Origin of the sequence: Haladaptatus pallidirubidus (assembly GCF_020700235.1) — an archaeon.
Taxonomy (GTDB): Archaea; Halobacteriota; Halobacteria; order Halobacteriales; family Haladaptataceae; genus Haladaptatus; species Haladaptatus pallidirubidus.
The window spans coordinates 1,640,579-1,660,867 of record NZ_CP085301.1; the positions used below are offsets into that span (position 1 = coordinate 1,640,579).

The window sequence follows — 20,289 nt, forward strand, 5'->3', positions numbered from 1 at the left end:
TAGTCGAAATTCCACGCTGTAATCTATCGGTTCTCGTCCGGCGCTCACTATATGCACTCGTGCCGCATGGCCACAACGGGGAGGTGACGAGGGCTGGCAGGATAAACATGAACCGCTCCGCGAACACACCGATCACGCCAGCCCGCGCACCCGCTGCGAACTGGCGAATACACCACTGTCCGAATTGCACGTTTGTGGATAAACGTGCAAATCAAACAGCCGATAACCCGTGAAAGTACCGAAATAAGCCGATTCATATTCTCGGTATCGTTAGTGGTTGTGTCTTGATTTGGCTTTCCTTCAACCAGAGAATATACTGTGTCCACACAAACGGATAATACAAGCCTGCAATCCAAACTTCTTCTATCTAATACCCGGGATACTCGTTGTTCTCATCGGAATCAGTGTTTTCGTGTTTCAACGTCAACGGGGTCCTCCAAATCCATCGACAAACTAGGGTGTGAAAGGTGCGCTATCTAATCAGCTCGAAGCCGTTTTCTGCTTCATCACCCATATGGAGTAGTGATACAAATGGATCTAACCAATTCACTCTTCATGTACAAGTGGACCAAGTTTATTATCACCTAAAATCATAAGCGGCAGTGCGACTACCCCGAAGTAGATCACAAAAATATGCATACCAGTCCCTCGTCAAAGAGTGAGGGACGAGAGATCATACGCAGCTGTAAGTGTCGGAATTCAGTGGTCTATGCCGACAGGGGAATTACGAGTGGAAGAGCCGAATTCCATTCAGTGGCGGGGATGCGTCGCGATGTCGGCCAAGACGAGCCGGTGGTCCGAGGCCATACTGACGTCCTCGCCGAGATCCCGTTTCGTTGCATTCTTGCTCGGCCAGACAACCGACGAGGCGTGAAGCGAGAGATCTGGGGACGGGAGGACATAGTCGATCTGTTCGACGACACCCTCGAAATCACCGCCAAACCGTGTCGCGGTGGGGAGACCGCGTTGCGCCCCGCCCGGACTCTTTGGGAGGCGGTCAGTGTAGAAGTCGTCGTTGTCGAGTAAGAACTTCTGGGAGGGACGGAGCGGACGCTCGTCCCGACCCAGACCCGGGCCCGCATTCATGTCGCCCATCAGGACGTAGGAGGCGTCATCGTCGAGACCGCCGCAGACGCCACTGTCGTCATAGATGTAGTCTTCCCCAGCGACGTAATCCGCGAAGAAGCGGACTTCGTCGTGATTCCACTTCCCGTTAAAGTTGTTCACGCCGTCGAAGCTAGGCGGCGTCGGGTGCGCAAACAGGCCATGGACTGTCCCTCCCTCGACCTCAAACGGGATATCGATGTGGGTCTTCGAAGAGAGCCGATAGACATTGAGTTCCTCCTCCGTGAGGTAGAGCACGATTTCGTCATCCTCGGAGTCCATGACGACGCACTCTTCGCCCGCTACCGGAATGAGATTCCCGGGCATGTCTGCCCACTTGAACGTCCGGAAAGAACGAACGCTTGACTCGTCGATCGGGTACTTGCTCGCGATCGCGAACCCATAGTGACCCGGATATTCTCCGAATCCGAATGCGTCACCCGGGCGTTCGCCGAACGTCCCGTCCTTGTTGAAGTCGTAGTCCTGTTCAGGACGGACGCCCGTGTTGCTCTTTGGCTGGAGCGTGTATTCGTAGTTGATTCCATCGAGGTCGTCCCGTTGCGGGATGCTGAGATAGTTCTCAACAAAGGCGTCGATGTTCGCTTTGTCGGTGTATTTGCACTGCTGGAGGTTGTTGATGACGAGGACATCTGGCTGGACCTCTTGGACGACTCGGGCGGCCGCTTCAGCCTGCGGATCCCCTTGCTCTTGTACCTGCTCTGTTTCCAGTTCGATTACGTCGAACGCCGCGTAGCGTGTCTCACGACCCTGTTTTCCGTGTCTGGATTGCTGTCGACCGCCCACGGTACCGACGAAACTAGCTGCAGTCGCTGTGCCACCGATCGTCTTGAGTAATGCTCGTCTGGTCTGATATCGAATCATCGAGCGCATCAATGTTATACAGCTAAATTAATATTTTTAATAATAATCATTATGATCATTATGGGTTGATATTGAGTTGTTAGAAGGCGGGGATCGCGACAGTGGCAAATATCACCTTGACGACCTTTTAACCCAGTGATGAGTGTTCTGTAGATCCAATATAGACAGAGAGAAAGCGGTTTGCATGTCATCGCATTACTGTGAGATTTGGTGGCTACGTGGGCGCAGTGGAATCACGTGACAAAAGTCGACCCAGACAAGGCACTCCACGACGAGGATACCTACGCTGGCATTGCCGACACAGGAACGGTTGCAATCATTGTCGAGGGTACTACGAACGCCACAGAAGCACGTGTACAACCGATTATCGATGCACTCTCATCAGCACAGCTCTTCTATGAGGGCGGGATTCACGACTATAACTCAGCCTATGAGATGGCAAATGTCGCTGATACAATTGTTGTCGGCGATATGCTCCATGTGGCTGGTATCGAGGCAGTTGAGGCAACCGTTCGCGGAACAACGGATGCAAAGTACGACTCAAAATCCTGCGCTCTACAATCGACGTGGTGATTGCGTCGATCGAGAGTGTGCGCCTGCAAGCAATCGTTTGTAGGTTAGTATCTTATACTAACCCGTACGTTCACAAGTTATAGGAGAGGCACTCATAGGTTAATGGTTTTTTCGACTTAATTCGGATGTATATTTGATAATTCTTCAAAAATTATACTTCTATAAATTTATTTATAATTATGAAACGAAGGAATAGTATAATGTCGATTGTTAATAAAGAGCACCTATCGTCGCAGTCGTTTGTATTAGAATTAGTGGTTTTAATTTTGATCACTTGTGTTGCTTTCGTTGAACTTTGGGGTAGTGGACTCCCACAATTACCAGATGCAGTAATCCTTGCTGTTTCGACCGGTGGTGGTTTTATTTGTGCGATTATATGGGCGATCATTGATGACAAAGGACATTTTCAAGAACATATAAGTAATTATGGTTGTTGGAGTTATAATTCTACTCATGATATTTCATGAAGGAATCCCTACATCTATTGAAGTAGGATTTGTGCTATTCACTTGGACGTCTTTTATCACTCAATTCATCTTCAAATACGTCTTCTAGGACGACAAACATCTTTTGTAGATAATCTCAGATCTCGTTGTATCATTTTATTTAGATGTTACTTCACGCATTTTAATCGTACCCTTCTTGATCCTCCATCTCTCTTGACCTTCTTATTAGCATATGGTTCTATCATAGGCGTCTGAAACTTTTAAAACCTATTTAAATTCATTTAGTAACTTACAAGAAACTTATCTAGATGAGTGTAATCATATATTCTAGAAACAACGCCTGTACTGAAACACGAGTAATCCCCCTATGACACCGACTCCACCCGCTGACATAGATGTCCGCGGATCGCACAGCAGACGGGTGTTTCTCGCTTCTGGTGCAAGCGCCGGAGCGACAGCTCTATCGGGTTGCCTCTTACCGACGGGCGCGAGTGGCGGTAATATCCCGCCAGCAGGTCCAACAAACAACAGCACAAACGCGACGAACGGTAACTTCCAATCGATTAATCCCGAGCAGTGGCATGGGAGTTCCGTACCGTCGTGAACATGGCGAAGGCCGGTGCAGATCTGACCGGTGAGAAAGACGTCTCCCCCTATAATCCAGCGCGAAATTGAGAGTGATACGCTCCTCTACTTTCCGCCCGGACGGTACAAGATGAACAGCCAGGTTCGGCGCGTCGCGAACAGCTACTCGAACACGCAGGTTTTTCGGGTGGAGGGTGGCGACGCGTTCCCTCAGATCAGCGCTGACGACTACGTAGCGAGTGCTGAGCTCGACTTGAACCGTCACTACTACTATCCGATTCGTAACCACCAGGGCGACGGTTTCGAGCGGGATCCGTACGGCGAAGTAACGAGCGAGATGCTCTCAACACCAGAAACACGGGTTGTTGTGCAAGTCGTCTTTCGCCCCGCGAAAAACAATTGGACGGAAGGCGACGGTGGGCTCCTCTCTCGGGGAGAGAGTGTGGACAACGTTGCCGAAGGGCTTCGATTAGATCGCGTCGTCGGCTGACTGAATCCCCGTACTCGCGATGCGAGTAAGAAGGATCGCGAAGCGGCGGATGTCGTCGAAATGCAGCGCGGGCAGTACGGCTTTCATACGAATATCCGGATTCTTGTTGTGTCGCCGGACAAGTACGAGGCTGAATCACGCGCTCGAGGCGTCGCGGGAATGTTCACCCACTACTACAATACGATGACTGAGCAGGGTTTTACCGACGAGCCTATTCCTGCCAGCGATCGGAGCGCGTTCATCGAGAAATTCCATGCTCGTGAATGGGAAGACCGCGAGATGATTCTCTCGGTGAGCGAGCTCGCCGGTGCCGCACATATCCCAAACAAGGAGATTGAGACGCCGAAAATCGACTGGCGCTACTCTCAACGCGGTGGCGAGGTCCCAGCCGACAGCCAGCGTAGTGAGTAACAGCGCCCTCCCCTCTCTCCCGGATGGTCCACGCCGCCACGTCGGTGCAAGCCCGACATCGAGGCGTTGGTGATTCACAATGTTCGACAACCTATTCCGTAACAACGACACGTCAAACGGCGAATCAGCAGACAGCGACCACAATGAGCAGGACACCGATGAGACCCCCGATGATCTTCGGGCCCCAACCGGCGAACCGTATCAGATAACATCGACGAAGAACGACTGAATCGGCGGTGCCGAAGTCCTTACTCACACTGAAGATGTTTGTCAGGCGTCATTCCCTGCTCCAGTCATGCTCTCGGAGATACGTCTCAAGCCGAGTAAGATTGATATTATGGTCACGCTCCAGTGCCTCGATATCGACACCGTATCCGTAGTTGTTGATCCACTCGAACATCATTGCCAACACCTCCCCCATCTCCTCACGGGCGGCCTCAATTGGGACGTGCTGGGCGTCGACTTCAGTCCCTGTCACGTCAGTGAAAACCTCGGCCGCACTTTCGAGCGTGTGCTCATCGCCGGCCACTTCAATAGACTCACCAACGTACTTGTCGGGGGTCGCCAACGCGGTGGCGGCAAGCGCGCCGATGTCTCCGACATCGACCATCTGCATCGAGGCACCCTCGGCGAGGGGGGATACAAGATTTCCGTTCAGGATCACTTCGCGCTGGCGTTCGTAGTTCTGCATGATCGTAACGGGTCGAAGAATCGTTGCGGGAAGTCCGAGATCGTGAACTCGTTGTTCGATGTCGTACTTCGACTCGAAGTTAGGAATCCCGGTGTCGCGCTCGGCTCCGGCGACAGAGCTAAACACGAAATGCTCGATGCCGATTTCGGCGGCGACTTCCGCCATGTTCGTTCCTTGCTCGATCTCGGCCTCAATCCCTGCTTCAGTAGGTGTCGTGCCGCTCTCAACCTCAATCGTGACGCAGTATATCGCGTCAACGGTCTCAACCGCTGGCGTGAGACTGGCTTTATTCAGGAGGTTTCCCTCAACGAGCGTCGCACCCCGGTTGGCAAGCGCCTGCGCGCGGTCGCTCTCAGGACTGCGCGTCAACGCATGGACATCGAAGTCACCGTATTCGCCGGATAATAGGTGGTTAGCAACCGCCCCACCCTGGCGGCCAGTCGCTCCGACGACTAAGACGCTGAACTGACTCATAGCGAATCCTCCGTATCCCTGTTCAACTGTCGGATTCTGGTGGCCTGTTTGTCGTGCTGCATTTGTCTCACCACAAGATGTAGTACGGGGGGATGCAGCTTGGTGATTAGCGTAAACATGTTCAACGTCATGCGGATAAGGCTGGGAGTCGAAAACAGCGGTATATGCCCAGTGCACAGGTCATATTCGAATTCTCTGACGGGCCAGGCGCACTCTCAACCGAGCATCCGGACGATGAGTTCCGGATGCTAGCTGCCCTCCCGACAGCAGATAGCATCCAAGTAGTTCTCGAAGCCCGGACGACTGACACCGCAGCCATCATTCGACATCTCGACGAAGCACCGTGTTTGCCGTCCTACGACGTGCTGCATGCCGATGAGCGGACGATGCTCATTCAGTACTCCCACGAGTTCCTCCCCGCATTGCATCGCGAAATCCTCTCCACTGGACACCTCCTGCAGTATCCCTTGACCCTTCGAAACGGGTGGGCGATCAGTGACATGATTACTTCACACGAGCAGCTGTCCCAACTCAAAGACGTGTTCGAGGCTGAGGGCATCCCGTATGAAATCGGCTCGGTTACACAGTCAACCGACCCAACCGACCTGCTGACAGATCGCCAACGACGGTTCATTACCGCGGCGGTCGAGCATGGGTACTACGATAGCCCGCGCGAGTGCACGCTCACCGAGCTCGCGGCTGCGCTAGACGTCAGTAAAGGAGGAGCAAGTGGCATTCTCCACCGCGCTGAAGGCCGCATCATCAAGAACTTCCTCGGCGAGCCAGCTGTCTAAACTGGGCCGTCGCGACGGAGAATATCGAGATAGAGGCGGAATCCTTCGAATTGGGACTCCGCGATACGCTGTGCAGTCGCCACCCAATCCAAGCGATTATCTCTGACCTAGTTGCTTACTGAATATATGGATTCTTTTGCTGATCCCTATTAGTCTGAGAGCCATTCCTGTGCAGTCTCTTGTTTGACACCGCCCGCTTTCACGGCAATCTGAACCATCGCCTTCTTCATTGCCTCAACATCGTTTCGTAACTCCGAGACTTCAGTCCGAAGTGCTTCGAAATCCTCGGGTTCCCCGAATAGATCATCGGGTAATTCTAAGCCATCGTCACAGAACTCGCGCCCACGTGCTGTGAGTGACCAGACGAAGGCGCGTGACCCACGGCCCGCATACTCACGGTCAATTTCCTCAACCAGTTTCCACCGTTGGAGTTTCCGCATGTGATGGCTCATGCTGTCGCTGGGGATGCCTGCTTGCTCCCGGAGGTCTGAGGTGTTCACGCCAGATGTATCAGTTGCATGGAGGACTGTGAGAATGTTCTGGCGAGCATCGCCGAGGTGGTCTCGCATCTCGGCGAAGGTAGGGAGTGAGCCAGTGGATGTTCCAGTTTTATTATATCCGTTCATAATGCCATATTAAGGTTGAAAGTCCTTAATACTAATCCACTACATAGCTATACAAGCCACTCCCGACAACCCACTCATGGGGGAACAATATCGGTGGCGAATAGAAAATTGGAGTGGATCACGAGAAATGTCAGGTATCAGAAATAGCGCTACCGGTGAGAATGCTGCCGGTGCTGAGACAGAGCGGCATCCAACAGGGCACCATAGAATGCAGCCTCAATATATCACAAAACAGACGTATATTCCGACGATGCAAGTGGGCACCCCAGAGAGCGACACAGACCCAAGCAGATCCGACGAGAAACGGCGGATAGACCACGTCGACACATGGCATGGGACAGTCCACCAAGAAGATCCACCACGGGAAAGCAGATCTACAGCAATGGGACAGTCCACCCGAGGTCACGCGAGGAACACAGAGAGCGAGACAGTAGGACAGTCAGGCCATGGCGGATCCAGCGGGGAACAGACTAACGAACAGAGGACAGTCAACCAGTGCGACCAGCGGGCTCACAAAGAAGAGCGGACTACCAACAGGAACTGTGAGACAGCACTGGCGGCAAGCCGCCATGAAGAGCACCGAGCAGTGGGACCGGACAGCAGAAAGACTGCACCAGCACAGTACAGCGACAGCAACCGCACCCGCAGCAGCACGGGGAGATGAGCGACGGCCAGCATAGACGAGAATGGCCGGGATTCCCGTAGAAAAACAGGTGACGAAGACACTGGACAGTCTGGCCTGCCGAAGCAGAGCGAAAACGTCGCGAAACGACGATGTGGGGTGCTAGCAGGAGCACGCACTGTCCAGGTGCCGGTGTGATAGCATCATCTGGGTGCCACCCTGAGCGCACCAGTGGGGTACTGTCTCCTGCGAAACACCGCAGTTTCAGTGACAGCGACCGCTACAGCGGGAGGGGACAGCACGTGGGACAGTCTACCAGCGACATGGTACCGTGTGCGCCGGCCCACTGTAACAGGGGACTGTCAGTCTTGCTGAGATCAGTGAAAGACTGGACTTCAACCAACGCTACGATGGACTGTCAATACCGAGCTCTGTTTCACACGGACTGTCATCCGGAGCGTTGCACGTCGACTGTCACCTTGTGCAGAGTTCGACGGACACTAGAGACGCCGAAACAACTGAAAACAGCCAGATTACTCCGGAAATTTGGTGTCTTCCGAAGAGAAAACGGACTGTCAGTCTCATCGTTGCTAGCCGACTGTCCACCATTCGCCAGCAGCGGCGGCCGTTCAGCGCAATCTTGTGTAGATGGGGCGGTTCAGCATTCACCTGCTGAATAGAGAGCGTGGATTGGCCAATTCAGAAGACCAGTCTATCGTTCCCCGATGAGCGCGTAATGGTACGGCGGCAGATCAACTTCGTGAATATCGTCAAATACCTCTGCCATGATTTCGTCTGTTTCAGTGACTGACATGCGTAGTTTCCCCGGTGGGCCATGTGCTGTTCCAGCGACGGTAGTTTCCTCTTTCGGCAGGTCACACCAATTTACGATGATGAACCGTCTACCGGGACGAAGTGATTGAGATACTTGCCTTTTGAGTCCACCCATATTTTCAACGACGTGAAAGGTATTTGCGATCAACACCACGTCAACAGGCTCGGGAAGGAGGTTAGTTAGGTTCCGAGCGTCACCGTAGATCTCGTTGATGTTTGTCAATCCTCGCGTTTTCGCAGTCGCTGAGAGTTCAGCTAATAGCTCTTTATTAACATCAATCGCGTAAACCGGCGCACCATCGACTAGCTCAGCGGTGGGGACTGTAAAATAGCCGTTTCCCGACCCAATATCCGCGACAGACTAACCGGGAGAGATCCCACATGATTGGAGCGTGTCCTTTGGATTCGACCATAATTCTTCCCACTAGTCCCAATCTGGTTGACGTGTATTCCGGAAGCGGCTCATATCATAGGCCTTGTTTCGAGCGAGTTAGTTCTCGTTGTTTGAACCACGAGACTCATGAACTTCGATATAAAAGTTCCAGTCGATGACTACGGTTGACCCTGAAACACTTCGGGAACAGTTGGAGAACGGCGAAGACGTGTGTGTCGTCGATATTCGACCGGAAGACGACTACGAGGATGGCCACATCGAGGGAAGTGAAAATCGCCCGATTCGAGAGGCACTCCTGTCGGGCGATGTTGAGACGGCCTTAGCCGAGTTGGACGACCTACCAGATGATGAGGAACTCGTAATGGTTTGTGATGCGGGAATTGCTTCGACGGAAACAGCCCGGATGCTTCACGACCAGGGACGGGACGCGAGTGCCCTTGAGGGCGGATTAGATGCATGGAAACGTGACCAAGAATAGTCGATAAACACGCACCACGAACGTATCGTCTCCCTTTCGATTCGCCACTACCTAGCTACAACAGAAAAACACAGCCAGAACGCCGGCTCCGAACATCGTTCGCCAGCCCGAATGTTGAACTTACCAGAGTGACGAGGACAGATATGCCCCGCACACTTCCCCCTCCTCGCCCTTGTCGCCGTCGTTGCGCTCGCAGGCTGTACCGGCGGCCTCGGACTCGGCGGCAGTAGCGACAATCCAACTACTACCGCGACACCGACCAGCACAGAGACGACACAGACGCCGACCAGTACGACCACAGCAACGACGACCGAAGCGACGACCACAACAGCCACGCAAACGGTGACAACGTATGTGCGGACTCCGACGACTGCCCGAGTCACCACGCCGAAAAACAGCAATCGCTTCCAAGCGCGCGTGACGAAGATCGTCGATCCGACGACCGTCAAAATCGAACGCAACGGCAAGACCCAGACCGTTGATCTGATCGGCGTACGCGTCCCCGACAACGGCCTTATTCACAAACGAGTGCTCCAGACCACCAAAGCACAACTGGAGTACAGTGTCGTCACCGTCGTCACTGACCCACAGGTCGCGAGTGACAGTGACGGCCACCGACAGGCCTACGTCTATACCGGCAATTGGCTGTATAACACGCAGTTACTCCGAACGGGCTACGCACGGGTCGCAGACGGCGATTTTAGCAAGCGAGCGGAATTTGAACAGAAGCAACAGGAGGCCAAGCAAGGCGGCTACGGCCTGTGGAAGAACACCACGACAACAGCCTAACCGCCCTCATTCGACCATATACTCCAGGAGACAACTAGATCAGAGATAATCGCTTGGATTTGCCGCCTTCACGGCTGGATGACCAGTGAGGTGGGAGCCCGGGCAGAGTGGCTCGTTCGTTCGTCTTGGCTACAGTGCTGCTTCAGCGACAAACTCCCTGATAATCCGACTTTCAGCCCGATGACGCAATTTGCTCGCCGCCGAATTATTGATGTCAAGAACTTCTGCCAGTTCCGTGAGTGTACAGTCTCGGGACATATCGTAGTAGCCGTGCTCGACTGCCTCGATAATGAACTCCCATTGGCGATCCGTGAGCAGTTCACCTGAATCGTGTGATTGAGTTAACGACATAATCTCGTATGGAATGCTAGCTGCGGCTAACTCAGCCGTGTACGCCGCCAACTGCTCGTGTGGGGCCGTCACCTCGGCAGAAAACCACCCATCATGAAGGCGAACGGGATATTGTGGAAGATTATCCGATGCAATGATGGCATCACATGACTCCGATATTGGGATTTTGAGCTGGATCAGTACTATCTCCTCATCGATACGAAGAACCTCGTACGAACGTACCTCAGTTGCGTCCTCGAACTGGTGAACAAGTGCGTCCCCGTCGGGGGTCGTGACTTCGAGAATTCAGAGCACACCATCATCTCTAGGCTGGGCTGTTAGCACTCTAAACTCAGCGTTCGGAAATTCGGTTGAGATATCTGCCAACCAATCCTCCACTGCCGCCCCCTTGATCCTCAGCTGTATGTGAGGCATCTCACTCCACAATCAACTGCCAGGCTATTTAATTGGATACGTATGCTTACGCGTGAAGCCACGGCAGTCTCTCGTCTACTCCTCTGACATGGATGAACGAAATCCACAAGAAGAGATCCGCAACGACGTACGCGAACACCGGTCCCCGAGCTACGACATCGCTCCGCTATTCGTGAACCGTTGGTCGCCGCGGTCGATGACTGGTGATCCGTTGAATGAAGACGAATTCATGCCGTTATTTGAGGCGGCGAAATGGGCCCCCTCATCGTACAACAACCAGCCGTGGCGCTTCCTCTATGCTACCAGAAACGGTGACCACTGGAACGCCTATCTCGACCTCCTTTCGGACGGCAACAGGACGTGGGCGAAACAGGCAGCCGTGCTTGTCGTTATGATCTCAAAAACGACGTTCGACTTTAATGGGGAACCCTCCCAAACACACTCGTTTGATGCGGGAGCTGCGTGGGAAAACATCGCGCTCAAAGGAGCCAGGCGAGGGCTGGTCGTACATGGGATGGAAGGTTTCGATTACGAACAGGCAGCAGCAGTCCTCTCCATTCCATCGGGCTATGCGATCGAGGCGATGGCAGCGATTGGCATTCGAGGACCACCGGAGACGCTCCCTATAGAGATGCAAGAAGGCGAAGAGCCAAGCGATCGATTCCGCCGACACAACGGCTAACACACTTATGAATGTCACCGAGTTGCGTCGATTTCTCGCCGAAATCCCAGTGGTGATGTTGGGAATGATATATCTGATCACTCTCATCGGCAGTATGTTGTTCTATTTGATTCCAATTCAGCTACCGTTTTACTTGCAGACAGTGGCGGCTGTCAGCGGCACGCTCACCGGTTTTATCCTTGCGAGTTATAATGTGACGGCCATGATTTTCTCGTCGCAGTTCCAACGGTTCAAAGCTCAGTTCGGTATTGTACTCCTCATTGCCCTCGTGTTTGGGCTGATGGGTGCTGGGTATGTGATTATCAGCCTCAGCAGCGCGGCTCTCGGCATTGTGATCGGTCTCCTCATTGCCGGATTTGGGTGGGGACTCCTCATCCCGACCACAAACACATGGGTGTCACAAACGGTCACACAGGCGAGGCGAGGACGTGCTCTGGGGTGGGTCTCAAGTATGATTTTCCTCGGCCAGTTTCTCTCACCGATCCTCAGCCAACCCATCATCGAACGGGTAAGCCTCGCCATTACCTACGAGATCGCTGGCGTAGTAATGCTCCTACTCACGGTCGTATTTGTGGTTGGACATCGACGGTACACTTCCAGCGGACGAAACGTACCACAACCGTCATCGGACACAGAGTGACTCCGATCAGTTTGAGATAAAGTGTATGCCAGCATATCCATCCCGAGGAGAAGTACCCACCAGTGTCCTGCAACGAGAGAAGAGTCCGGAACCGGAGTTTGATTTTCGGTGGGACTTGTCCTATGACTTCTCCGACTATTCTGCTGACAGCCATGACGATAGCCAATTTCGATTCTCGCTCCGCTATGTTGGGTCGACCAGAGACAGTCCGACCGTCGCGGATCTGGTCGGCAGTCTTTCTGTCGATCCGAATCTTCCCGACGCACGAGCTACCTGGCATTGCAACTACACGCTACTCGCGCCGTGGATCGTCGCATCTGCCCATTGTGCAATAGCACTGCCGTGATGGAGCACGTCTATTGCGCCGTCACTTCCGTCGAAGGGAAGAAGAATGTCATTGCACATGTTGCTATAAGAAGGGATGTAAGCGCTAATGCGTTCGCATCCTTCTGATCTGAGATCCATTCTACGCGGTGTTTGGAGTCGAGACAACGGCGAGGTATCCCATTGTAAGCTATCGGTCGTGCTTTAAATGACGACACGATACATACGCCGGCACTAGTTAAGCCAGCTTGTTTCGCCCAACGAGAACAGGTTGTTAACCGCGAACCGTAATATCCCAATTCGGGGAATCCTCGCCGTTTGCAGCGGGGAGGATGTCAACTCATGGTCAAAGTATTGTAAACGCTCTTCCAACAAAGAGAACAGTGACCAAGAGTCGGCCAAGACTGCCGAGAAACGTAGCAAGAGCGAATTTAAAATAATCTTCTTCGAGTATGGCGAAGACATAGATCGAGACCGTATCTTGGAAAAAGGGGATACACAAAGCACCTGCCAATCCCCAATAGCCGTAGGTTTGTGCCAACTTGACTGTCCGTTTTTCAGACCACTCAAGGACATCAAACCGAGAACGACGCAACCATCGAACAATTGGCCCCGCTTTTTTCGCCTCCTGGCCAATATGAAATGCTAATAGGCTCCCAAGAGCCTTGCCAAAAGCACTACTGAGCATGATAATTGCTAAATGCGCCCAGTGCGGAAATCCGAGATCCAATGGCGCAATTAATACTACTTCACTTGGGCCTGGTAGAATAAATGCAATAAGAAACGAGTAGATGAACACGAGGCCCATTCCTGGCCAGTCAGTTGCCGTTTCGATAACAACATGAAGCCCGTCAGTGAAGCTGGCCAAAAGGCTATATCGTATTAACTCACTTCTCATCGAGACGTAGTCACAACGAGTATGCGAGAGTCAGTAGTAAGTATTTACTCTTTGACCTCATATCGAATCTCTTTTCATTTTCTCGATAGATCTGCTTCGTTAATCGAAATCACATCTACGCTAGGAGGCAAAATAGCAATCCAGAGTCTAAAATGCCACTATTATCACATAATGTATTGAAAAGCCTATTACTTATTACTAATGACAGAGAGAACTCTGTTAATTGCATGGTAACCATACTAGAGATCGGTGCACTACTTGTTGGCCTTTTAGTGGTGATTATTTGGGGCGCGGTGAAATTGTGGTGGAAAAAGCGCCGTTTATCAAATACGTCAGAATAGTTAATAATTATAACATCAGGCACTTCAGTAATCTCGCCTCCGAGTTTCGCGCCGAGTTCCTGAACCGTCGATTCGCGTAGGCTCTTTTTCTCTTTTTATTCTCGGATCATCTCTTTGACCATATATTGGATCCAAACCAGTATTTTTGCTATCTCGTTCGTTCGAGTAGTTAGGACAAACATGGTGAAGGCCAATTCATATCGCCTGACTCGATTTCCGTTTCCTACAAGTCCCCCACACGTCAATGAGAGGGTATGGTAGATCTGGTTTCGGTGGGTGGACTGCTCCTCGCATTCTTCCTTGTGATTATGAACGGAGTGTTTGTGGCTGCGGAGTTCGCATTTGTCAAAGTCAGGCCGACACAGGTGAACGCGCTTGTTGAACGAGACAGGCCTGGAGCAGACCTCGTACAAGATGCCATTGAGAACTTAGATGATTATCTCGCCGTCAGCCAATTGGGGATCACGCTTTCGTCTCTCGGTCTTGGGTGGATTGGCGAACCGGCTGTTGCAGCCCTCATTGAGCCCGTACTCGGATCGTTTGTACCTTCCGGGACGCTCCACCTGATCGCTTTCGCGCTTGGGTTTGGATTCATCACCTTCCTGCATGTGGTCTTCGGTGAACTCGTGCCGAAGACATTCGCTATCCAGGAAGCTGCACGTATCTCGCTGCTCGTTGCGCCACTGATGAAATTTTTCTACTATGCATTTTTGCCTGGTCTCATCGTTTTCAACGGCACTGCTAACTACTTCACTCACCTCGTTGGCGTCTCTCCGGCATCCGAAGGCGAGGAAACGCATTCTGAGGAAGAGATTCTGATGATCCTCACCCGATCGGAAGAGACGGGACATATCGATCTTGATGAAGTCGAGATGATCGAAAGTGTCTTCGAACTCGGAGATACGATCGCTCGCGAGGTCATGGTTCCGCGCCCCGACGTAGAAACCGTGGTTGCTTCGATGCCACTCTCAGAGCTTCGGTCAGTTGCTGCCAATGGAACCTATACACGTTATCTCGTGCTTGACGAAGATGGAGAACATCCGGTTGGATTCGTCCACGCAAAGGACATCCTCCGAGCAATCGAAACAGCGACGAATCACGATGATTTACTCACTGCTGGTGAGCTCGCGCGAGACGTCCTCGTAGTGCCGGAAACACGACGGATCGACGAAATCCTTGCCGAGTTTCAGCTGCACGGAGGCGGGCAGATGGCTGTTGTAATTGACGAATGGGGGGTCTTCGAGGGAATCGTAACTATTGAAGATATTCTCGAGGAGATTGTGGGCGATATCCGAGACGAATTCGATACAGCACCTCAAAATCCCTTTATTGAAGACCAAAACGATGGGAAATACATCGTTGACGGTAGTGTACCTGTCCAGGAGGTAAACGACCGGTTGGATACTAACTTCGAGAGTGAAACTGTTGAGACGATTGGTGGATTCGTCTTCAGCCATATGGGGCAAGCACCTGAGGTCAATGATCAGATCGAACAGGATGGCTACAGTTTCCGGGTTGTTGCTGTTGATGATGCACGAATCACACGTCTTGAAATTCAGCAGGCTTGATCGACTCAAGAGGTGGACTATGAATAGGACGCTCAAGCCAGTATGATACGGAGTTAAAACGTATGGTCATAGCGTTATATATACATGCTCTTCCCAATTTTCTTATCAGTTCGTCAATATTATCTTGTGCTAAACCTCAATATTTACTACCATCTTTATCTAGCAGAAATAGTGCTGAGTTTGTTAACATGCGGAGATTTTGAGAAGGAGAAAACAGATACTTGGATTGGAAGGGATCGGGGACATCTCATAAATTTCAATTAAAAGGAATCTATGATCGGTGAACTGCTTTTCGATTTTGTGTGAGTATCCACACCAAAGCGAGAGTTCCAATAGCAATCATTGAAACAAGTGTGTTGTAGTATCCATCGATTAGTACTATACTGAACCATAAGATACTGATCGCACCAGTCTGGAGTGCTTTTGCATGATTCCCATTGCCGATAGCTAAGTACCCTGCAAAGAGTGCAGTCCCACTTGCAACAAGTAGAAATATCCAATCAACAAGCAACGATACGTCCATACTGTTCGATTTTCTCATTTGACTTGTATACTTTTTGTTTTCCACCGCTTGTGTCTCCACCATCTTACACCCACGGCAATATCCCTCCTGAAAACGATAGCAGGATTCAGGGGTGCACCAGTGATGGCCACGGGAGTTTCCCTGACTGATCAAGCTGTTATCGCTGCCACACGAGATGTACTCTCATAAGCGCAGCTTTTCTATGGTGGTGGGATTCACGATTACGATTCGACCTACGAGATGGCGAGTGTTGCTGATACGGTCATTGTCGGCGATGTGCTCCATGAGACCGGTATCGAGGCGGTCAAAGCAACCGTTCGCGGAACAAGGGATGCGAAGCAGGAGTCATAATCTGTGCTCTACAATCGACGTGGTGAGTGTGTCGATCGAGAATGTGCACCTGCAATCAGTTGCTTGTAGGTTAGTATTTTATACTAACCAATATCGTCCACCGATTTAACGCCGTTCGGACACTACCACTTGACATGAGCAAGAATGCCGCAATCGTAGCACGAATTTTCGAGCACAACACGGGTGGGAACAACCGTCCGACGATTGATCGCGACCACATCGGTGTAATTGCAACCCAGCATGGTCGTTTTGACGGCGATATCGATGATTCGATAGCCGAGGCTCTTGCAGTAGGATATATCGAAGAGCAGGATAGCGAGTACGTCGCGACAGCGAAAGTCTGGGATCTCGTTCCCGGAACTACTCGCTAGAACGGGTTGTGTAGGCCAAACTCGCCAACGAGATCTCGGTCAGCAGCAAACCGATGACCGCCATTGGAACAGAAACGGTTGGATGAGATGATTCATTTGCGTTGGTAGCAGCGATTGCATACCGACGATGCTGGTCACGAGCAAGAGTACTCCCGGCACGATCAGCAGGGGTTCCGTACTCAGTTCTTGGCAGTTCGTCGCATTCGTTCCAATGGTCGTGTATATACAATCTCCATTCATGTTTGTAAAATGATTGTTGGGGTGACCGCCACGTCACGTAACAGACCGGCCATTCACGGTGATATTCTTGGCGACGTCCGGCCACCCACGGAATAGCGATCCCCGCGTTCCCAACCCTCAAAGCATCACTTGGGCAGTGTTCACCTGTGTGCTGATGTCACTAATAGGGAACGCATATACGACATGAAAATGGGCGAAAACGCGGTTCACGCGACTGTAGAAGAGTACACGACCATATTCAGTGAGTTAATCGAGGAAATCACGCACTTGTCCTAAGTACTCGTGAAAGAGTGGCAGGTTTTGGTGGAGGAAGTTATAGACATCTTCATCGTTGATGTCGTTTCCATATTGGTGTGAGAGAATGTTTCTGAAGCCAGCTGCTTGTGCCATCTTTCTTGCAGTTTTTGTATCGAGGATCTCCTGTCTCTCGAGTTCGTGAAAAACCTGCACGTTAGTTGGTGGGATTGTCTCACCGTCAGCTTTGAGAATCATTTTACCGATATCAATGCATGCCTCGATTGTTGTTTCGAATTCTCGTTCAACAATGTCTCGTTGTTCACGCTGTGCGCGGTAGTCTGCAAAAGAGAGCGACTCACGTTTTTGCACAAGGACAGCCAGTGCTTCACTGATGTATTGAGCCTTCTCGAGAATCCGGCTCTCTGTTCGTTCGTCCATTCTTAGACAACCTGTTCGAGGTCCGCAAGCAGGTCATCAAATTCAGCAAGTCGTTCCTGATGACTAGTTGTCTTAACTGTTTGGTCAGAATATCGTTCGACATCTATTGGCGATCCATAGATGAGAATTCCATCTGTAAGGATCTCCTCTAGGAGTGCTGGTGGGACCTGTGATAGGGGAACAACATCGATAGCATCTGTGTTCAGTTTGGTCGTTAATCGTTCAACAAGATCGAGACGTGCTTGCGTTCGCTCACTAGACGAGAGCGACTCTCCAAACTCAACGGCGAGGTCAATATCGCTCGTCACAGTGGCATCACCCCGCGCATAGGAGCCATACAGAATCGTTAGGGTTGCGGGAGTTTCGTCGATTACCTCGACAATGAGATCGACATTGAGATTCGGAATTGTCGTTTCCTTCCGTTCCCACATGATATCTAAGAGTACACGGGCAACATACTTAATGCTGTGTTCTACTGTGCGAATTCGATACTTGCTCTGGCAACCAGAGCGATAATCGTAACAATCGGATGCTTCACCCGTCATCCACCACCTCCAGCGTAAACGAGCGCCATCTGGATTTCCCCGTCGGTATTTATACCAGTTTTTCACCTTCGTCCATAATTGAGAAAAGATCTGATCTTATCTACAGCGCCACTCACTAAATCTTGTACCACCACCGTTATCCAGTCGTCGACTCTTCAAGCGATTGCGCGGCCATTCACGGTGATATTCTTCGCGACGTCAGGCCACCCACGAAACAGAGATCCGCGTGTTCCCTGCCAGCCGTTCGTTTTCACATTGAATCCATTGACCGTACAGCGACCCACACCGTCGTCAACGACAAGCGCTAACTGTGGGTGCTTGTAAATCCCCACGGAGACGTTCTTGAGCGTTGCTTGCTCGATGGCGTGCTGGACCGTTACTGACCATCCTGTTGGGAGCAGCTGTTTGATCTGCGTATTCGACACTGTACACGTCCCACCGTCTAACCGAAGCGGACGCTGTTCGAAGTAGAAGCCGTTCTTGTTGAAATTCGAGCCAGTCACGACAGTACAGCCCTTGATGCGGCAGTCTGTGCCCGCAATTCGAATATTCGAGGGATGGGAATTCGCCGTAACACAGTTGACGATTTCTACTGTTTGCTTCGGACCACCGGCCAGATAAAAGCCGTTGTCGGGCTAGCCCCCACACATCGATTGCTGCACCCGGGGATGGCCTTTCGCTTCGGGATGGGTCGTGATTCCGCTCGTTGCCCACGACCTCCCTGTCTCTGTCCCACCGCCTGATCGCTCTTGGCGCGTATTAATCGTGAACTGGTAGCTCTTACCGCCGAAGCGCAGATCAACCCCGCGGACAATCGCTTTCGCATTCGCTCCGTGAGCGTCAATTCGAAATGGCCCTTGACAGCCAAGGCTGTGAATCCCTTGCTGGCGAATGTTTTCGGTCACCGACGTGCCGTTTGTGTGGTGATTCAAGATCTGCATGCCTTCGTTCTTCCCCCGCCAATTAGCGATGAACCCACCGAACACGAATTTGCCTTTGTGCGGGTTGTCAGGGACTCCGATTTTGAAGTGTTGTGCTGGGCCGTGATACTCACCGCTCGTCATGTCGAAGCCATCAATCGCTTCAACTGTTCCGTGAGTGAGAACGGCGTTATTGCCGATAATCCCGAGGTTTTGCAGCCCGACGTGGCGGTGGTTCGTATTCAATTTGTACCGACCGGGTGGGAAGTAGACGACCGTATCGCTGTCGATTACTTGCTCTAGTACGTCGTCAATCGCCTTCTTACCCGTCTTATCTGCGCCTTGCTTGGCGATATTGACCCGCTTGTCGAAGTGTTTCGCGTACCTCTGCGGGTTGATTCCAATCGGGAGACTTGCGTTTGCGTTCGATTGGTTCCCAGTTTGTGTGAACCATGTGAAGAAGGCGATTTCGAGTTCAAAGGGTATTGTCTTCGACCGCGACGACTGGCTCGACGCGATTGTCGATACGGCACGAGCGAGAGCTAACCCAGACGACCTAGTCATTGGTGTCGGCGGCCACACTCACGTCGTCGAGAGTGAAACCCACGACGATATTCGTGTGCTCAATCCAGGGAGTGCGACGGGTGTCGGCCCAGCTGACGGCAGAGCAACGATGATGACTGTTGAAGTTACAGATGGCGATAACGACGTAACTGTCCATGAGGCGTGATAATTTCGCCCTGCGAACTGCGCACAGACCGAGACGGGTCCCGTGATGATACACTTCTTGACACAATTGAAAGTAGTAGTAAATATTCTCCATATAGGCCCGATTGTTTTCCCACCATCCCAAACGTATTTATTTCATATAGCAAATTTCTAACTAATGGCCGAGACAACGCTATTTCGATATCGACTCAAACCAGGGCGAATAGAGCGACTCCGCGAATGGGTAGAAGAAGTGAATTCCCGACGGGACGAAGCCATCGAAACATTGCAAGATGAAAGCGTCTTTTCTGAGGCGGCATTTCTCAACTCGACAGAGGATGAGGATTACGTGATGTTCTACATGGAGGCCGAGGATCTCGAGATGGCTCATGAAGTATTCGAGTCTTCCCAGCATGACCTCGATCAAGAATTCAAACAACTTCTTGGAGAAATCGTGGCTGAAGACCAACCTGAGGAGATTATCGAACCTCTGTACCATTTAGCCAATCCGGATCGTCCGTGATTGTACGACATGTAGATCTGCT

23 protein-coding genes and 2 pseudogenes are annotated in these 20,289 nt (G+C 51.6%); 14 read left to right on the forward strand and 11 right to left on the reverse strand.

Annotated features, from left to right (window positions below; translation table 11 throughout):
- Window positions 1-750 precede the first annotated feature (750 nt).
- On the reverse strand, window positions 751-1,986 hold the full coding sequence (locus LIX15_RS09000; protein WP_227773406.1) for an endonuclease/exonuclease/phosphatase family protein: 1,236 nt from the start codon (window positions 1,984-1,986) through the stop codon (window positions 751-753).
- A 210-nt stretch (window positions 1,987-2,196) separates the two neighbouring features.
- Between LIX15_RS09000 and LIX15_RS09005 the strand changes: the two genes are divergently transcribed.
- The 4 genes and pseudogenes from LIX15_RS09005 to LIX15_RS09025 all read left to right on the forward strand — a co-directional run bounded on the left by LIX15_RS09005 (window position 2,197) and on the right by LIX15_RS09025 (window position 4,720).
- Window positions 2,197-2,559 carry a geranylgeranylglyceryl/heptaprenylglyceryl phosphate synthase gene (locus LIX15_RS09005; protein ID WP_227773407.1) on the forward strand — a complete coding sequence of 121 codons (363 nt, stop codon included), beginning with the start codon at window positions 2,197-2,199 and terminating at the stop codon, window positions 2,557-2,559.
- A gap of 200 nt (window positions 2,560-2,759) precedes the next feature.
- Window positions 2,760-3,026: a hypothetical protein gene (locus tag LIX15_RS09010; RefSeq protein WP_227773408.1), complete on the forward strand. Its 267-nt coding sequence runs from the start codon at window positions 2,760-2,762 to the stop codon at window positions 3,024-3,026.
- Window positions 3,027-3,639: 613 nt separating this feature from the next.
- Window positions 3,640-4,491 (forward strand): annotated as a pseudogene (locus LIX15_RS33985) (DUF8128 domain-containing protein).
- Between the two features lie 79 nt (window positions 4,492-4,570).
- Window positions 4,571-4,720 carry a hypothetical protein gene (locus tag LIX15_RS09025; protein WP_227773411.1) on the forward strand — a complete coding sequence of 50 codons (150 nt, stop codon included), beginning with the start codon at window positions 4,571-4,573 and terminating at the stop codon, window positions 4,718-4,720.
- Between the two features lie 48 nt (window positions 4,721-4,768).
- Here the strand turns inward: LIX15_RS09025 and LIX15_RS09030 are convergent, their stop codons facing one another.
- A complete protein-coding gene (locus tag LIX15_RS09030) occupies window positions 4,769-5,656 on the reverse strand; it encodes an NmrA/HSCARG family protein (protein ID WP_227773412.1) in 888 nt (295 codons plus the stop codon).
- 164 nt (window positions 5,657-5,820) lie between these two features.
- Here LIX15_RS09030 and LIX15_RS09035 point away from each other — a divergent pair, with 164 nt between their 5' ends.
- On the forward strand, window positions 5,821-6,450 hold the full coding sequence (locus LIX15_RS09035; protein ID WP_227773413.1) for a helix-turn-helix domain-containing protein: 630 nt from the start codon (window positions 5,821-5,823) through the stop codon (window positions 6,448-6,450).
- A gap of 149 nt (window positions 6,451-6,599) precedes the next feature.
- Here LIX15_RS09035 and LIX15_RS09040 read toward each other — a convergent pair whose 3' ends face one another.
- The gene (locus LIX15_RS09040; RefSeq protein ID WP_227773414.1) at window positions 6,600-7,076 is read right to left on the reverse strand and encodes a replication-relaxation family protein; all 477 of its coding nucleotides are present in this window, start codon (window positions 7,074-7,076) and stop codon (window positions 6,600-6,602) included.
- A gap of 1,334 nt (window positions 7,077-8,410) precedes the next feature.
- Window positions 8,411-8,881, reverse strand: a complete 471-nt coding sequence (locus tag LIX15_RS09045) for a class I SAM-dependent methyltransferase (protein WP_227776876.1) — start codon at window positions 8,879-8,881, stop codon at window positions 8,411-8,413.
- 199 nt (window positions 8,882-9,080) lie between these two features.
- Here LIX15_RS09045 and LIX15_RS09050 point away from each other — a divergent pair, with 199 nt between their 5' ends.
- On the forward strand, window positions 9,081-9,404 hold the full coding sequence (locus tag LIX15_RS09050) for a rhodanese-like domain-containing protein (RefSeq protein ID WP_227773415.1): 324 nt from the start codon (window positions 9,081-9,083) through the stop codon (window positions 9,402-9,404).
- Window positions 9,405-9,746: 342 nt separating this feature from the next.
- Window positions 9,747-10,193 carry a thermonuclease family protein gene (locus tag LIX15_RS09055; RefSeq protein ID WP_227773416.1) on the forward strand — a complete coding sequence of 149 codons (447 nt, stop codon included), beginning with the start codon at window positions 9,747-9,749 and terminating at the stop codon, window positions 10,191-10,193.
- 129 nt (window positions 10,194-10,322) lie between these two features.
- Here the strand turns inward: LIX15_RS09055 and LIX15_RS09060 are convergent, their stop codons facing one another.
- On the reverse strand, window positions 10,323-10,616 hold the full coding sequence (locus LIX15_RS09060) for a helix-turn-helix domain-containing protein (protein ID WP_227773417.1): 294 nt from the start codon (window positions 10,614-10,616) through the stop codon (window positions 10,323-10,325).
- Window positions 10,617-11,046: 430 nt separating this feature from the next.
- Here LIX15_RS09060 and LIX15_RS09065 point away from each other — a divergent pair, with 430 nt between their 5' ends.
- Together LIX15_RS09065 and LIX15_RS09070 are read left to right on the forward strand one after the other, a co-directional pair.
- The gene (locus LIX15_RS09065; protein ID WP_227773418.1) at window positions 11,047-11,640 is read left to right on the forward strand and encodes a nitroreductase family protein; all 594 of its coding nucleotides are present in this window, start codon (window positions 11,047-11,049) and stop codon (window positions 11,638-11,640) included.
- Between the two features lie 7 nt (window positions 11,641-11,647).
- Window positions 11,648-12,280 carry an MFS transporter gene (locus LIX15_RS09070; protein ID WP_227773419.1) on the forward strand — a complete coding sequence of 211 codons (633 nt, stop codon included), beginning with the start codon at window positions 11,648-11,650 and terminating at the stop codon, window positions 12,278-12,280.
- 670 nt (window positions 12,281-12,950) lie between these two features.
- Here the strand turns inward: LIX15_RS09070 and LIX15_RS09075 are convergent.
- A complete protein-coding gene (locus tag LIX15_RS09075) occupies window positions 12,951-13,412 on the reverse strand; it encodes a YqaA family protein (protein ID WP_227776877.1) in 462 nt (153 codons plus the stop codon).
- 685 nt (window positions 13,413-14,097) lie between these two features.
- Between LIX15_RS09075 and LIX15_RS09080 the strand changes: the two genes are divergently transcribed.
- The gene (locus LIX15_RS09080) at window positions 14,098-15,411 is read left to right on the forward strand and encodes a hemolysin family protein (RefSeq protein WP_227773420.1); all 1,314 of its coding nucleotides are present in this window, start codon (window positions 14,098-14,100) and stop codon (window positions 15,409-15,411) included.
- A 271-nt stretch (window positions 15,412-15,682) separates the two neighbouring features.
- Here LIX15_RS09080 and LIX15_RS09085 read toward each other — a convergent pair whose 3' ends face one another.
- The gene (locus LIX15_RS09085) at window positions 15,683-15,997 is read right to left on the reverse strand and encodes a hypothetical protein (RefSeq protein WP_227773421.1); all 315 of its coding nucleotides are present in this window, start codon (window positions 15,995-15,997) and stop codon (window positions 15,683-15,685) included.
- A 141-nt stretch (window positions 15,998-16,138) separates the two neighbouring features.
- On the opposite strand from LIX15_RS09085, the pseudogene LIX15_RS09090 reads away from it, so the two are divergent.
- Together LIX15_RS09090 and LIX15_RS09095 are read left to right on the forward strand one after the other, a co-directional pair.
- A pseudogene (locus LIX15_RS09090) lies at window positions 16,139-16,285 on the forward strand (geranylgeranylglyceryl/heptaprenylglyceryl phosphate synthase); the annotation flags it as partial.
- Between the two features lie 134 nt (window positions 16,286-16,419).
- Window positions 16,420-16,656 (forward strand): hypothetical protein, encoded by a 237-nt coding sequence (locus tag LIX15_RS09095; protein WP_227773422.1) that lies wholly within the window; start codon window positions 16,420-16,422, stop codon window positions 16,654-16,656.
- 486 nt (window positions 16,657-17,142) lie between these two features.
- Here LIX15_RS09095 and hepT read toward each other — a convergent pair whose 3' ends face one another.
- The 4 genes from hepT to LIX15_RS09115 all read right to left on the reverse strand — a co-directional run bounded on the left by hepT (window position 17,143) and on the right by LIX15_RS09115 (window position 19,600).
- Window positions 17,143-17,571, reverse strand: coding sequence for a type VII toxin-antitoxin system HepT family RNase toxin (gene hepT, locus LIX15_RS09100; protein ID WP_227773423.1), 429 nt, complete (start codon window positions 17,569-17,571; stop codon window positions 17,143-17,145).
- 2 nt (window positions 17,572-17,573) lie between these two features.
- Window positions 17,574-18,116, reverse strand: coding sequence for a type VII toxin-antitoxin system MntA family adenylyltransferase antitoxin (mntA, locus tag LIX15_RS09105; RefSeq protein ID WP_227773424.1), 543 nt, complete (start codon window positions 18,114-18,116; stop codon window positions 17,574-17,576).
- A 155-nt stretch (window positions 18,117-18,271) separates the two neighbouring features.
- Window positions 18,272-18,619, reverse strand: a complete 348-nt coding sequence (locus LIX15_RS09110) for a hypothetical protein (protein ID WP_227773425.1) — start codon at window positions 18,617-18,619, stop codon at window positions 18,272-18,274.
- Between the two features lie 132 nt (window positions 18,620-18,751).
- Window positions 18,752-19,600 (reverse strand): hypothetical protein, encoded by an 849-nt coding sequence (locus LIX15_RS09115; protein WP_227776989.1) that lies wholly within the window; start codon window positions 19,598-19,600, stop codon window positions 18,752-18,754.
- Between LIX15_RS09115 and LIX15_RS09120 the strand changes: the two genes are divergently transcribed.
- Window positions 19,491-19,766, forward strand: coding sequence for a metallophosphoesterase family protein (locus tag LIX15_RS09120; RefSeq protein WP_227776879.1), 276 nt, complete (start codon window positions 19,491-19,493; stop codon window positions 19,764-19,766). The two genes, LIX15_RS09115 and LIX15_RS09120, sit on opposite strands and share 110 nt — an antisense overlap.
- 156 nt (window positions 19,767-19,922) lie before the next feature.
- A complete protein-coding gene (locus LIX15_RS09125; protein WP_227773426.1) occupies window positions 19,923-20,267 on the forward strand; it encodes a DUF6176 family protein in 345 nt (114 codons plus the stop codon).
- Window positions 20,268-20,289 lie beyond the last annotated feature (22 nt).